The following is a 14,171-nucleotide window of genomic DNA, read 5'->3' as shown; positions in this document are numbered from 1 at the left end:
CACCAAGACAAGAAAGATCAAGAATATGAGGTGCAGTTAGAGTTGAAGATGAACTAACAGCGCGAGGATGCCCCCTTTCAGGGGGCTGTAAACCAAAGCCGCCTTCTAAGAAGGCGGATTTTTACTTATCTTCAAACTACCTAGAAACGAAACTGTAAACTAAATGAAGTGACGCTATCGGCTTTACTTAGTCCTGCTGGAACCTTATCGTGGTATTGGCGAGACAAGTTCACTTTCAACGCAATCGAATCAGTAATGTGGTTGGTTAAAATGAGTTCGCTATCGGTTCTGATGTTACTTTCTCCTGCGACAAGAGTCAGTTCAGAGGAGATGGTTAAATTATCGAAAGTTGCCCAAACACCTTTTAAGTTACCACGAAATATGACTTCTTCGACTGTATTTGCAAATACAATATCCGTACTTGATATCTCATCTAGGTTAGGTTTTTGGTAACGAAAACCGGGCCCTATTTCAATCTCTAATAGCAATATGTCGGTATTCATCAATTGGTAACCCATTCCACCAGATAGCGTGTAGTCTTTGAAATAGGCGCTGTATTTCGAATCAACACCGTTAAAGTTTGCGTATAGATAGGCTTTTGAAGCTAACTTATAGTCACTTTGCAGCGAATAGTTTGCCTGCCGCTTATTCTCTTTTCCATTTTTATCAAGACGATACAATTTCCACTCACCATTGGTTCGATGGCGACCTGTTATGTATTCTGTCTTGACTCGTGAATTCAATGACTCTGAATCAGTATTACCTGAGTGGGCTTGGTAACCCAATTCGACTTGGCTATTCCAAGGAGAAGGAACTTCGATTTCCGTATCGTTTTTAAGATCCTCATTAGCATAAGCTGCATTCATCGCGAACAGGCTAAAACTAAGAAACCAAATTTTGGACACGAAGCACCCCTAAAGTGAATAAAAATAGTGGGCGAAATAGTAGGTGTAGGGCGGTTCTGTTTGGTCAGCATGAGGTTAATTCTCTACGAGATAAACACAAAGTTTCGTTTACATAATTACAAATGATCTATTCTGGCTATAATGGTCGGTCATTAGATAGTATTGAGCGAAGTCATGGCTGCACCACGAACAGATCAACGAAATCGTAAACCGTTTGACGCACAAGTCGACGCAATTAAAGTTCCTCCACATTCGATCGAAGCTGAGCAATCAGTGATTGGAGGCTTGCTATTGGATAACGAACGTTGGGATACGGTGGCAGAGCGTGTGGTCAGCAAAGACTTCTATAGCCGTGCACACCGCCTAATTTTTGATGCAGCTAAATCGATTTTGGAAGCCAGTAAGCCACTCGATCTTATTACATTATCTGAGTATCTCGAGCGTCGCGAACAGTTGGAAGATGTCGGCGGTTTTGCCTATTTAGCGGATTTGGCGAAAAATACGCCCAGTGCGGCTAACATTAATGCTTATGCTGAAATCGTAGCGGAACGAGCATTGGTGCGTAACCTCATCGGTGTTGCCAATGAGATTGCGGATGCAGGTTATGATCCGCAAGGGCGCAGTTCGGAAGATTTGCTCGATCTGGCTGAAAGTAAAGTGTTCGCCATTGCTGAGGAGCGTACCAGCGAAAATGAAGGCCCGCAGAATGTCGATTCGATTTTAGAAAGAACTTTAGAGCGTATTGAACTGCTGTATAAAACACCACAAGATGGTGTCACGGGCGTGAATACGGGGTTTGCTGATCTCAATAAGAAAACGGCTGGTTTACAAGGTTCTGATTTGATCATTGTAGCTGCTCGCCCTTCTATGGGCAAAACGACGTTTGCCATGAACTTGTGTGAAAACGCGGCCATGGAGCAAGAAAAACCGGTTCTTATCTTCTCTCTTGAGATGCCTGCTGAACAAATTATGATGCGTATGTTGGCATCGCTTTCTCGCGTTGATCAAACCAAAATTCGTACTGGGCAGCTGGATGATGAGGATTGGGCACGAATTTCATCTACCATGGGTATTCTCATGGAAAAGAAAAATATGTACATAGATGATAGCTCAGGCCTAACGCCTACCGAGGTTCGTTCTAGAGCTCGTCGTATTGCGCGCGAGCATGGCGGCTTGTCGCTCATCATGGTCGACTACTTGCAGTTGATGCGAGTTCCTTCGCAATCGGATAACCGTACTTTAGAAATTGCGGAGATCTCTCGCTCGTTAAAAGCGCTGGCTAAAGAATTGAATGTGCCCGTGGTGGCTTTATCGCAGCTTAACCGTTCGTTGGAGCAGCGCGCCGATAAACGCCCAGTCAACTCCGACTTGCGTGAATCCGGTTCGATAGAACAAGATGCCGATTTGATCATGTTCATTTATCGCGACGAGGTGTATCACCCTGATAGTTCGTTAAAGGGTATCGCAGAGATTATTATAGGTAAGCAACGTAACGGCCCGATTGGTTCTGTACGGTTGACCTTCCAAGGGCAGTATTCTCGTTTTGACAACTATGCAGGCCCTGCATTTGACGATGAGTAATTTGATGAGCTACATGAAAGCGGCAACCGCCTGCATCGATCTCGATGCGTTAAAGCACAACCTACAGCGAGTAAAACAGCAGGCACCAAACAGTAAAATTATGGCGGTGGTCAAAGCAAATGGTTATGGTCATGGGCTTCGGCATGTTGCGAAACATGCACTGGGCGCGGATGCATTTGGCGTGGCGCGCATTGAAGAAGCGCTGCAACTGAGAGCGAGCGGTGTGGTAAAACCTATCTTGTTGCTTGAAGGTTTTTATTCCCCGATGGATCTTGCTGTATTGGTGACCAATAACATTCAAACCGTTGTTCACTGTGAGGAGCAGTTAGTCGCCTTAGAGCAAGCTCAATTAGATGTCCCAGTCAATGTTTGGTTGAAAATCGATAGCGGAATGCATCGTTTAGGTGTGCGCCCAGAACAATACCCCGATTTTTTAGAACGTTTGCAAGCGTGTAAAAACGTAGTGAAGCCATTGCGTTATATGAGTCATTTTGGTTGTGCCGATGAACTCGATAAATCAACCACTTCTGAGCAAATTGAGCTATTTTTAGCAATGACAAAAGGTCATGAGGGTGAAAGATCACTTGCTGCCTCCGCTGGTTTATTAGCTTGGAAGCACAGCCAGTTAGAGTGGGTTCGCCCAGGTATTATTATGTATGGCGTTTCTCCTTTTGATGATAACTCGGCGCAAGCGCTGGGCTATCAACCTGTAATGACATTAAAATCACACTTGATCGCAGTGCGTGATGTTAAAGCGGGAGAGAGTGTCGGCTACGGTGCCACTTGGACAAGCTTGCGTGACACTAAGGTTGGTGTTATCGCAATTGGCTATGGCGATGGTTATCCTCGCACTGCACCCAATGGAACTCCGGTTGTTGTCAATGGGCGTAAAGTGCCGATTGCAGGGCGAGTTTCAATGGATATGCTTACGGTCGATCTCGGTCCACAAGCCTGCGATAAGGTGGGTGATGAGGTTATTTTATGGGGAAAAGAGCTACCAGCAGAAGAAGTGGCCTCTCACATTGGCACGATCGTTTACGAGTTAGTGACGAAACTCACTTCTCGTGTTGAGATGTCGTATCAATAAAGCCAGAGTATGCACCCATTAGGTTTACCTGACCTAACTCAATATGAGAGCGGGTAAGCTGCGTCATAATGGCGCTCACAAAACGAATAACGACGTGTTGCCTTCCAAATATAGGCAGTCGATACCATTTTCTTTTTTTGCTCAATCGGGGATTCCATCATTTTGAAACAGAGTTTAGGAATGATAGGAATAAAACCTACTGTCACATCGGGATAGATACCATGTTGAAAAATATCAATCCAACGCAAACCAACGCTTGGAAAGCACTGACTGCGCATTTTGAATCAGCGCAAGATATGGACCTTAAATCGCTTTTTGCACAAGATGCACAACGTTTCGATAAATTCTCGACTCGTTTTGGTTCAGATATTCTTGTTGATTACTCAAAAAATTTGATCAACGAAGAGACCTTACAACATTTACAAGCATTGGCGAATGAGACTGAACTAAAGTCAGCCATCGACGCTATGCTGCAAGGCTGCGCGATCAACCAAACTGAAGGCCGTGCCGTACTGCACACTGCGTTACGCAACCGCAGTAACACACCGGTCATGGTTGATGGTGAAGATGTGATGCCAGCCGTGAATGCGGTACTTGAGAAGATGAAATCGTTTTCTGAACGAGTGATTTCTGGTGAATGGAAAGGTTACACTGGTAAAGCGATTACCGATATTGTCAACATTGGTATTGGTGGTTCAGACCTTGGTCCATACATGGTCACAGAAGCACTTGCGCCGTATAAGAATCATCTTAATCTTCATTTCGTTTCTAACGTTGATGGAACACACATCGTTGAAACGTTGAAAAAAGTCAATCCAGAAACCACGCTATTTTTAGTGGCTTCAAAGACGTTTACTACCCAAGAAACCATGACCAATGCACATACGGCTCGTGATTGGTTCTTAGCGGAAGCAGGCGATGAAACTCATGTTGCAAAACACTTTGCAGCGCTGTCGACTAATGCGAAATCAGTCGCTGAGTTTGGTATTGATACAGACAACATGTTCGAATTTTGGGATTGGGTCGGTGGACGCTACTCACTATGGTCAGCAATTGGTCTATCCATTGTATTGGCTGTAGGCTATGACAACTTTGTGGAACTGCTGTCCGGCGCGCATGAGATGGATCAACATTTTGTGGCGACACCTTTTGAGCAAAATATTCCTGTGATCCTAGCCTTGATTGGTATTTGGTATAACAACTTCCACGGCGCCGAATCAGAAGCGATTCTGCCTTATGACCAATACTTACATCGCTTTGCCGCTTATTTCCAACAGGGCAATATGGAATCAAACGGTAAATACGTAGATCGTAACGGTCAAGCGGTAACTTACCAAACGGGTCCAATCATTTGGGGTGAGCCCGGTACTAATGGTCAACACGCCTTTTATCAATTGATCCACCAGGGAACAAAATTGATCCCGTGTGATTTTATTGCGCCAGCGCTCAGCCATAACCCAGCGGGTGATCATCACCAAAAATTGATGTCGAACTTTTTTGCTCAAACAGAAGCGTTAGCGTTTGGAAAAACGCAGCAAACCGTTGAAGTTGAGCTAAAAGCGGCGGGCAAATCAGCACAAGAAATGGCGGCAATCGCACCATTTAAAGTGTTTGAAGGAAACCGCCCAACCAACTCAATCTTAGTTAAGCAGATCACGCCACGCACTTTGGGCAACCTGATTGCGATGTACGAGCATAAAATTTTCGTACAGGGTGTTATTTGGAATATCTTCAGTTTCGATCAATGGGGCGTTGAGCTTGGTAAGCAGTTAGCAAACCAAATTCTGCCTGAGTTAGCCGACGATGCTCAAGTGAGTTCACACGACAGCTCAACCAATGGTTTGATTAACGCGTTTAAGACATTTAAAGCGTAATGCGTCAAAACCTTACTTGGATGTGAGTAAGGTTTTATCCAAATAAAAAAGGTTGATACTTAACGGTATCAACCTTTTTTTCTTTAATGAAAGAGCTTACTCGAAACAGATTTCGATAAAAGCGTTACCCCACTGAGAGGTAAACGGCATGATAATAATTGCACCTTCGCATTTATGACGAATCGTGTGGCCTTTTCCTGAGACAACAACCGGAGTTGCCATATCAAAGTCAAAACCACTCTCGGCAAGAATACGTTTAGCTCCGCCTGTCACCATGTTGGTGATTTCGCCGACCATATCTGTCACTTCTTCATTGAGACCGTTGGGGCGTTCACCTAACATATTTTGCATGATTTCCAATGCTAGACTTTCATCAAAAGTAATAGACATGGAACCGCGGCTTTGACTACCAACCATACCAATCAAGCCAGAGACATCACCACGGGCAATCTCATCTTTCTTTACACGAGGTTTCTGTGGCTTCAACTCTAATGAAGCCATCGTTTTTAACACGTTCATTAAAGAAGCTAAAAACGGGTTTACAAATTCAGCGCGCATAACCTTCTTCTACTGTTTTTATACTTTCAGACTTGAGGAACACGTTTGGCAAACACCATGAGATTCAATAACGTGATTAACGATGTTAAAACCGTGTTTCTCAGCGTTGCTTGCTAGCAAGGCTATCAGACTATCATCTTGAAGTTCAATAACATTGCCACATTTGTCACAAATTAATAGGTGTGAGAAATGCTTATTAGCATTACAAGAGCAACATGAAATAAAGCTATTTGTTGACTCCACTCTATGAATAAAGCCTTGTTCTAACAAAAAGTCCAGAGCACGATACACCGTTGGTGGTTTAGCTTGGGGCTCGCTTTGCTTTAAATCTTCAAGCAATTCATAAGCACTGGATGCTTTTTTGCTTGAACAAATCAGTTCAAACACTCTCTTTCGTTGAGAAGTTAGTCGTACTCCTCTCGCTGCGCATAGTTCTTCTATTTGTTTCGTTAGCTTGTGGTCCAAATTCATCACCATAACCATTGGACTTTAATAATAATATACTATTTCCAGATTAATAGCCTTGTAGCCTACAACATTTTCTGGAGTTAGTTAGCGATGTGATCGTTGTTTGCAACGAAAATAGTACTTAAATTACCTTATATCGATGCAAAACGATACAGAAGAAGAACTGTTGGCGCTATAAACTCGAAGCGATTACAATGCCAAACTTTGTTTTTGGCTGTAAGTTTAGCCATTGAAACTGACTGAATTGGGATATCTAAATCATGACTCACCCTTGTAAGCTATCAGTAGCCCCTATGCTCGATTGGACAGATCGCCACTGCCGATACTTTCATCGCTTGCTGTCCTCGCAAACGTTACTGTATACCGAGATGGTCACGACAGGCGCGATCATTCATGGTAAAGGGGACTTCTTGGCTTACAACGAGGAGGAACACCCAGTAGCGTTACAATTGGGTGGTTCAAATCCACAAGATCTCGCTCATTGTGCCAAACTCGCCCAGCAGTATGGGTATGATGAAGTTAACCTCAATGTGGGTTGTCCGTCCGATCGCGTCCAGAATGGTCGTTTTGGTGCTTGTTTAATGGCTGAGCCGCAACTGGTGGCGGATTGCGTTGCAGCGATGAAATCAGTAGTTGATATTCCGGTAACCGTAAAGACGCGTATTGGTATTGATGACATGGATTCTTATGAATTTTTGACTGATTTTATTTCATTGGTATCAGAGAAAGGGGGCTGTGAACAGTTTACTATTCATGCGCGTAAGGCGTGGCTTAGTGGTTTGAGCCCAAAAGAGAACCGTGAAATACCGCCGTTAGATTACTCACGGGCATATCAGCTGAAAAAAGATTTCCCACATTTAGTCATTGCTGTGAATGGCGGTGTCAAAACCTTAGCTGAAGTCAGTGAGCATTTACAGCATCTAGATGGCGTAATGATTGGACGGGAAGCTTATCAAAGCCCTTATTTGTTGGCGGAAGTGGATCAGACCATTTTTGGTATGGATACGCCGATTAAAAAACGTTCTCAAATTATTGAAGAGATGTTTCCTTATATTGAACGTCAATTAGCTCAGGGGTCTTACCTTGGCCATATTACCCGCCATATGTTAGGTATGTTCCAAAATATGCCAGGTGCTCGTCAATGGCGACGTTATATCAGTGAGAATGCGCATAAGCCCGGTGCGGGAATTGAAGTCGTGCAAGCGGCATTAGCAAAAATTCCGAAAGAGTTGAATGTGTAAAAATTACCAACTTAAGTGGTGATTTTTACCAACAATAGAAAGACTAAATGACTCGGTGTTATTTGGCTTTTTTATTGAAATAAATATTGCTTTTCAAGTGCTTGATTGGCCAAGAAACTGTGATTTTTTTGGTCTTGACTTGAAATCAGAGGTGGTGATAACAAGTTGGCTCGATATCTGCTAGTGGTAAGAGAAACGGAGGAAAGCATCATGTTTGAACTTATTTTCTTATTGGTTTTTATTGCAACTTTATTGGCGACAGGCATCACTTTGGCGACTGTGTTTATTGCGACGGTCATGGGCTTCATAGTATTGGCATTACTAGGCATGATTGGAGTGATGTTTAAGCTACTACCTTGGATCATTGTGATTGTTTTGGGGGTCTGGTTCTTCCGTCATGTGGTGTACACCCCTCGCTAATGTGGCAGTCAACGAAACGTTAACTCACTTCAGGAATATGCTACTATCGCGTTCAATTAAGAACATGCATTAGTAGCGAATAAATAGGGAGCAATAGGGATGAATAAACCAATTTGGTTAGCGTTGGTCAGTGTGGCAATGATGATGTCAACCGCATCGGTTCAAGCAGAATCATTTTATCGTGGAGAAGTTGGCGCTGACATGTGGTGGGGCAGCACTAAAATCGACAATACTCGTCGTGATGATGTGAAGACACCTTCAATCCACGTTGCTTTTGAGCATCAGCTACCTTATTTGCCCAATGCGAGTATTCGTTATACCACGCTTGAGGCGGATTATGCATCCTTTGATAAGTACGACTATACCTTGTATTACAATCTGTTAGAGCGACAGTTAATGTCGTTCGATGCGGGTGTTACATTCACTCAATATAGTGGTTCTCAGTATCAAGCACCAGATAGCTTGAAGTACAGTTTTGATAAGACGACTTTTAACTGGTATGCCTATGCCACAATTAAAATTCCCAATACCCAAGTTGATGTGATTGGGCAGTTTGATTTTGGTGATAGTGGCGGAATTAAAAGCGCAGATGTACTAGCGGGTTTGCAGTATTTCATACCTATTCGTGCTGGCAATGTCGCATTGCGTGGCGGCTATCGTGTGATTGATCTTGAATTCACCGAACTTGACCCAAAAACGAAAAACTCATTTGTCTTTGTTGATGGTTGGTTCTTGGGGGCTGAATTTCAATTTTAAGTATCGATTCGATACTTACGCGCTAAATGCATTTTCCATAAAACGCTACCTCTACAATGTGGCGTTTTTTATAACTGATAATTATATTATTGTGCAATTTCTTAGCAGAATAAGCAAAATGTACCATGCTTAATTCACGAGTGAATAATGTGAAAATGGTGTGGTGATGACGATTACCGAGTTAAGGGACTTGTATCGTGAGAACAAGCTTATCGAAGCCATTATTGAACCTTCTTTCCAAGAAGGGCATTGGATAGTCGAGTTTCGGCATTGCCGTGGTGGGTTCGTGCTATTAACCGATTCTCAGGGTGACGAATGCCAGTATACCGATCTGGATCTTGCCTCTAAATCGGCTATGGAGGTGGGTTTTAAGCAAGTTCGAGTCGAGTCTAAATGAGAGAATTAAGCGTAATGCCTACTTCCAAAAAGTTATAAAACATACTTATCTATTCTTTCTTGTTATTAAAGAGAGTGGTTAATCTATTGTCACGCAATGAATAGGGAAGTCGTGACCATGTCTTCAGGAAATACCATACCCCAAGAGCTAGCCAGTTTAGCTAGCCCACTCAATGACGCGCAACTGAACGGATTGCAGCGTACTATTTCAGAACTTTCCCCGCAGCAGCTTGCTTGGGTTAGCGGATATTTTTGGGGCCTCAGTCAGTCTCAAGCATCAAGTATTTCTACTTCCAGCTCACAAGCAGCCACTTTAGTATCAATGGAGCCTGCGACTCAATTAACCATTATTTTCGCTTCTCAAACAGGCAATGCAAAAGGCCTTGCTGAAGGATTGGAAAGAGAAGCTCAGGCTGCCGGTATCGCGGTTCAATTATTCGATGCGAGTGATTACAAAGGCAAAGATCTTGCGAAAGAAACGCATGTTATTTTTGTTGCATCGACCAATGGCGAGGGCGAAGCCCCTGACAATGCATTAGCGCTGCATGAATTTTTACAATCCAAGAAAGCGCCGAAATTACCTCACTTGCAATATGGTGTGATTGGCTTAGGTGACTCCAGTTATGAATTTTTCTGCCAAACGGGTAAAGATTTTGATGCATTTTTAGAGCAGCTTGGTGCCAAACGTTTTATTGAGCGAGTGGATTGCGACGTTGATTACGAACATCAAGCCGCCGAGTGGAAAGCCAAAGCATTAGCAGTGGTAAAAGAAGCTTTTGCAAGTACGTCTACGCAAGTTGTGCAATTACCCGTGAGTCAAACCACGAGTCATCTATCTCAATACAGTAAGCAAAATCCTTACAGTGCGACTTTACTGACGAGTCAAAAAATTACTGGGCGAGATTCAGGAAAAGAGGTGCACCACATTGAAATTGACTTGGGTGAGTCAGGTATAACGTATCAGTCTGGGGATGCGCTTGGAGTATGGTATGAAAACGATACAGAGTTGGTTAATGCCGTGTTATCTGCGACTGAGCTATCGGGTGTCGAAAGTGTTGACGTCGATGGCGAAAGTTTATCCATCCATAGTGCTTTAATGCATAAATATGAAATTACGGCTGCAAATCCTCAGATGGTGACCAAGTTTGCTGAGTTATCTGGTTGTACGAAACTGCTTGAGCTGGTGGAGGATAAAGAGAAGCTCAGATTGTATGCGAGCCATCATCAAGTGATTGATGTACTGCGAGAGAAGCAAACTAAACTGACTGCCCAAGCGCTACTCTCTTTATTACGTCGTTTAACGCCGCGTCTTTATTCTATCGCATCAAGTCAAAGCGAAGTTGAAGATGAAGTGCATCTTACCGTCAGCATTGTTCAGTATACACACCAAGATGAGCACCGTTTTGGGGGAGCGTCCAGTTACCTTGGCCAGCGCTTAGAAGAGGGCGACAAGGTAAAGGTTTTCATTGAACACAATAATAATTTCAAACTACCGCAAGATGATAACGTGCCTATTATCATGATTGGTCCTGGCACCGGAATTGCGCCATTTCGTAGCTTTATTCAAGAGCGTGATAACCGTGAAGCAAAAGGAAAAAACTGGCTGTTTTTTGGTGATCGTACATTTACTCAAGATTTTCTCTATCAAGTTGAGTGGCAAAAATATCTGAAATCCGGTGTGCTGAGTCGTCTAGATGTGGCGTTTAGCCGTGATCAGCATGAGAAAGTCTACGTCCAGCATCGATTACTTGAACAATCCGAACTGGTCTGGCAATGGATTCAAAACGGTGCGTATCTTTATGTCTGTGGTGATGCAACGCACATGGCGAAAGATGTGCATGATGCACTAATTGTTATTGCACAGCAGCAAGGTGGGTTATCACGTGAACAGGCAGAGACATATATCAACGATCTGCGCAAAGCAAAACGTTATCAAAGGGATGTGTACTAATGAGCACCAAACAACAATCTAATCATCAAGAAGTATTAGGACAAGAGCTAGGCCCATTGTCAGATAACGAGCGCTTGAAACGTGAAAGTCACTTTTTACGTGGGACGATCGAGCAAGATCTGCAAGATCGCATCACTGGTGGCTTTAGTGCTGACAACTTTCAGTTGATTCGCTTTCATGGCATGTATCAACAAGACGATCGCGATATTCGTAACGAACGTGCAAAACAAAAGTTAGAACCTCTGCACAATGTGATGTTACGTGCGCGCATGCCTGGCGGGATCATCACGCCGAAACAATGGCTAGCGATAGATAAATTTGCAACTGAGCACAGCCTATATGGCAGCATTCGTTTAACCACTCGCCAAACCTTTCAGTTTCACGGGGTATTGAAGCCTAACATTAAATTGATGCATCAAACGTTAAACAGCATTGGTATTGATTCGATTGCCACAGCGGGTGATGTGAACCGTAACGTACTGTGTACGTCCAATCCTGTGGAGTCTGAACTGCATCAGGAAGCTTACGAATGGGCGAAGAAGATTTCGGAACATCTGTTACCTAAAACGCGCGCTTATGCCGAAATTTGGTTGGATGGTGAAAAACTAGAAACTACAGATGAAGAGCCGATTTTAGGTAATAACTACTTACCGCGTAAGTTCAAAACGACAGTGGTTATTCCGCCCCAAAACGATGTGGATGTACATGCCAACGATTTAAACTTTGTTGCGATTGCCGAACAAGGTCGGTTAGTTGGTTTTAATGTGCTGGTGGGTGGCGGCCTAGCCATGACGCACGGTGATACTTCTACTTACCCGCGTCGTGCTGATGATTTCGGATTTATACCTTTGGATAAAACCTTAGAAGTCGCCGCCGCTGTGGTTACGACTCAGCGTGATTGGGGAAACCGGTCTAATCGTAAAAATGCAAAAACTAAATACACACTCGATAGAGTGGGCGTCGATGTGTTCAAAGCCGAAGTTGAAAAGCGTGCTGGTATTGAGTTTGCGGTCAGCCGTCCTTACGAGCTTACAGAACGTGGTGATCGGATTGGGTGGATTGAAGGTATCGATGGTAAGCATCATTTAACACTTTTCATCGAAAATGGTCGTTTACTCGATTTCCCTGATAAACCGCTAAAGCGTGGTGTGGCAGAAATTGCTAAAATCCACCAAGGTGATTTTCGTATGACGGCCAATCAAAACCTCATCGTAGCGGGAGTACCAGCTCTACAAAAAGCCACGATTGAGCAGATTGCGCGTCAGCATGGTTTGATCAATGACAATGTGAGTGAGCAACGTAAAAATTCGATGGCGTGTGTCTCTTTCCCTACATGTCCATTAGCTATGGCTGAGGCGGAACGTTTCCTCCCTCAATTTGTAACGGATGTAGAGACGATCCTACAAAAACATGCGTTACCTAAAGAAGAAAACATTATCTTACGTGTCACAGGTTGTCCGAACGGATGTGGCCGAGCGATGTTGGCTGAAATTGGTTTAGTTGGTAAAGCTCCCGGTCGCTACAACCTACATCTTGGCGGCAATAGAGCGGGCACACGTGTGCCTAAAATGTATAAAGAAAACATTACCGATAAACAGATCCTAGAAGAAATTGACCATCTAGTCGGCCGCTGGGCGCTAGAGCGTCAATCCAATGAGGGTTTTGGCGATTTCACCATTCGCACCGGCATTATAGAAGAGGTGATCATCTCTAAGAGAGATTTCTATGCTTGAAGTACCAGTAGTTCCTAAATTGTCCGAGTTATTGGCGCTAACTAAAGTAGAGCAAACGTTACACCTTGCCCCATTAAATGCTTATCTCGAAACGTTAACAGCGCAGCAGCGAGTGATGTGGGCGATTGAGAATCTAGAAGGAACCCATGCGCTTTCTTCTAGCTTTGGCATTCAAGCCGCATTGATGCTGCATCTGGTTTCTAGCGTAAAAAGCGATATACCAGTGGTATTGACGGATACGGGCTATTTGTTTCCTGAAACATATCAATTTATTGACCAGCTCACGGATCACCTGAATCTCAATCTGCATATCTTCAGCGCTACGATAAGTCCATCATGGCAGGAGGCACGTTACGGTAAACTTTGGGAACAAGGCGTTACTGGCATTGAACAATACAATCACCTTAATAAAGTAGAACCGATGCGAAGAGCGTTAGATGAACTAGATATTGGTACTTGGTTTTCTGGCCTACGCCGAGAGCAATCACAATCGCGGGCGACATTACCTATTTTAGCGATTCAAAATGGTGTGTTTAAATTCCTACCTGTGATTGATTGGACAAATAAAGATGTACATTATTATCTGCAAGAAAATCACCTGCCGTATCATCCATTGTGGGAGCAAGGTTACCTTTCAGTTGGTGACACTCATACCACTCGTAAATGGGAACCGGGAATGAATGAAGAAGAAACGCGTTTCTTCGGCTTAAAAAGAGAGTGTGGTCTTCATGAAGAGAATAACTAAGGAGATGATGCAGGTATTTAATCTTCTATATAGTGTAAAAAAGAAATGAGTGAAACGGAAAAAGCGTCTGAAGGCGCTTTTTCTACGTTTGAAAAGATAAAAATTACAGCTAATGTGCATAACTCTGTGGGTAACATGTTTACTTGATCTTAGTAAAATTGAATAAATAAGGCTTTGAGCAGTAATTTGGTGATTAAGCGCTATTTTTGCAATTTTTATAAAATAACGCTTGCCAACGTGACGACGATCTCTATAATGCGACCTCACTGACACGGCACAGCCAGTAAGGGTTCAAGCCCAATTAGCCGGCCAATCAGTAGGTCAAATCGGTAAGACGAAATAATTTAATAAAGTGTTTGACACTTTTCATTATCTCGCTAGAATGGCCGCCTCTTCAAAGGAAGCCTCGGCAAGCCAGAGAAGAACGCTCTTTAACAATATAAACCTATCAATCTG

At 43.4% G+C, this 14,171-nt stretch carries 13 protein-coding genes; 10 read left to right on the top strand and 3 right to left on the bottom strand.

Annotated elements, in window-relative coordinates:
* Positions 1 to 140: 140 nt before the first annotated feature.
* Positions 141 to 905 carry a DUF481 domain-containing protein gene (locus AACV12_RS05995; RefSeq protein ID WP_047691125.1) on the bottom strand — a complete coding sequence of 255 codons (765 nt, stop codon included), beginning with the start codon at positions 903 to 905 and terminating at the stop codon, positions 141 to 143.
* Between the two features lie 174 nt (positions 906 to 1,079).
* Between AACV12_RS05995 and AACV12_RS05990 the strand changes: the two genes are divergently transcribed.
* The 3 genes from AACV12_RS05990 (at position 1,080) to pgi (ending at position 5,447) form a co-directional block, all read left to right on the top strand.
* Positions 1,080 to 2,486 carry a replicative DNA helicase gene (locus AACV12_RS05990; RefSeq protein WP_013857915.1) on the top strand — a complete coding sequence of 469 codons (1,407 nt, stop codon included), beginning with the start codon at positions 1,080 to 1,082 and terminating at the stop codon, positions 2,484 to 2,486.
* Positions 2,487 to 2,499: 13 nt separating this feature from the next.
* Positions 2,500 to 3,573: an alanine racemase gene (gene alr, locus AACV12_RS05985; RefSeq protein WP_212754941.1), complete on the top strand. Its 1,074-nt coding sequence runs from the start codon at positions 2,500 to 2,502 to the stop codon at positions 3,571 to 3,573.
* Between the two features lie 221 nt (positions 3,574 to 3,794).
* Entirely contained in the window at positions 3,795 to 5,447 is a 1,653-nt protein-coding gene (gene pgi / locus AACV12_RS05980) for a glucose-6-phosphate isomerase (protein ID WP_094164072.1), read from the top strand.
* 96 nt (positions 5,448 to 5,543) lie between these two features.
* Here the strand turns inward: pgi and AACV12_RS05975 are convergent, their stop codons facing one another.
* Positions 5,544 to 6,005, bottom strand: coding sequence for a chemotaxis protein CheX (locus tag AACV12_RS05975; RefSeq protein ID WP_017043302.1), 462 nt, complete (start codon positions 6,003 to 6,005; stop codon positions 5,544 to 5,546).
* Positions 6,006 to 6,023: 18 nt separating this feature from the next.
* On the bottom strand, positions 6,024 to 6,482 hold the full coding sequence (gene zur, locus AACV12_RS05970; RefSeq protein WP_017043301.1) for a zinc uptake transcriptional repressor Zur: 459 nt from the start codon (positions 6,480 to 6,482) through the stop codon (positions 6,024 to 6,026).
* Between the two features lie 251 nt (positions 6,483 to 6,733).
* Between zur and dusA the strand changes: the two genes are divergently transcribed.
* The 7 genes from dusA (at position 6,734) to AACV12_RS05935 (ending at position 13,715) form a co-directional block, all read left to right on the top strand.
* Positions 6,734 to 7,714 carry a tRNA dihydrouridine(20/20a) synthase DusA gene (gene dusA, locus AACV12_RS05965; protein ID WP_088731531.1) on the top strand — a complete coding sequence of 327 codons (981 nt, stop codon included), beginning with the start codon at positions 6,734 to 6,736 and terminating at the stop codon, positions 7,712 to 7,714.
* A 210-nt stretch (positions 7,715 to 7,924) separates the two neighbouring features.
* On the top strand, positions 7,925 to 8,134 hold the full coding sequence (gene pspG, locus AACV12_RS05960; RefSeq protein ID WP_026027454.1) for an envelope stress response protein PspG: 210 nt from the start codon (positions 7,925 to 7,927) through the stop codon (positions 8,132 to 8,134).
* 99 nt (positions 8,135 to 8,233) lie between these two features.
* Positions 8,234 to 8,890 (top strand): TIGR04219 family outer membrane beta-barrel protein, encoded by a 657-nt coding sequence (locus AACV12_RS05955; RefSeq protein WP_170901496.1) that lies wholly within the window; start codon positions 8,234 to 8,236, stop codon positions 8,888 to 8,890.
* A 166-nt stretch (positions 8,891 to 9,056) separates the two neighbouring features.
* Positions 9,057 to 9,287: a hypothetical protein gene (locus AACV12_RS05950; protein ID WP_038149123.1), complete on the top strand. Its 231-nt coding sequence runs from the start codon at positions 9,057 to 9,059 to the stop codon at positions 9,285 to 9,287.
* Positions 9,288 to 9,383: 96 nt separating this feature from the next.
* A complete protein-coding gene (locus AACV12_RS05945; protein WP_170901494.1) occupies positions 9,384 to 11,237 on the top strand; it encodes an assimilatory sulfite reductase (NADPH) flavoprotein subunit in 1,854 nt (617 codons plus the stop codon).
* Positions 11,237 to 12,970 (top strand): assimilatory sulfite reductase (NADPH) hemoprotein subunit, encoded by a 1,734-nt coding sequence (gene cysI, locus AACV12_RS05940; protein WP_170901491.1) that lies wholly within the window; start codon positions 11,237 to 11,239, stop codon positions 12,968 to 12,970. The genes AACV12_RS05945 and cysI overlap by 1 nt, the downstream gene beginning before the upstream one ends.
* On the top strand, positions 12,963 to 13,715 hold the full coding sequence (locus tag AACV12_RS05935) for a phosphoadenylyl-sulfate reductase (protein WP_017047140.1): 753 nt from the start codon (positions 12,963 to 12,965) through the stop codon (positions 13,713 to 13,715). The genes cysI and AACV12_RS05935 overlap by 8 nt, the downstream gene beginning before the upstream one ends.
* Positions 13,716 to 14,171 lie beyond the last annotated feature (456 nt).

It is taken from the genome of Vibrio sp. 2-2(8) (assembly GCF_963888495.1).
GTDB classification, from domain to species: Bacteria; Pseudomonadota; Gammaproteobacteria; order Enterobacterales; family Vibrionaceae; genus Vibrio; species Vibrio anguillarum.
The sequence above is the reverse complement of the archived record's forward strand: the minus strand, read 5'-3'. Positions and strand labels throughout refer to the sequence as shown.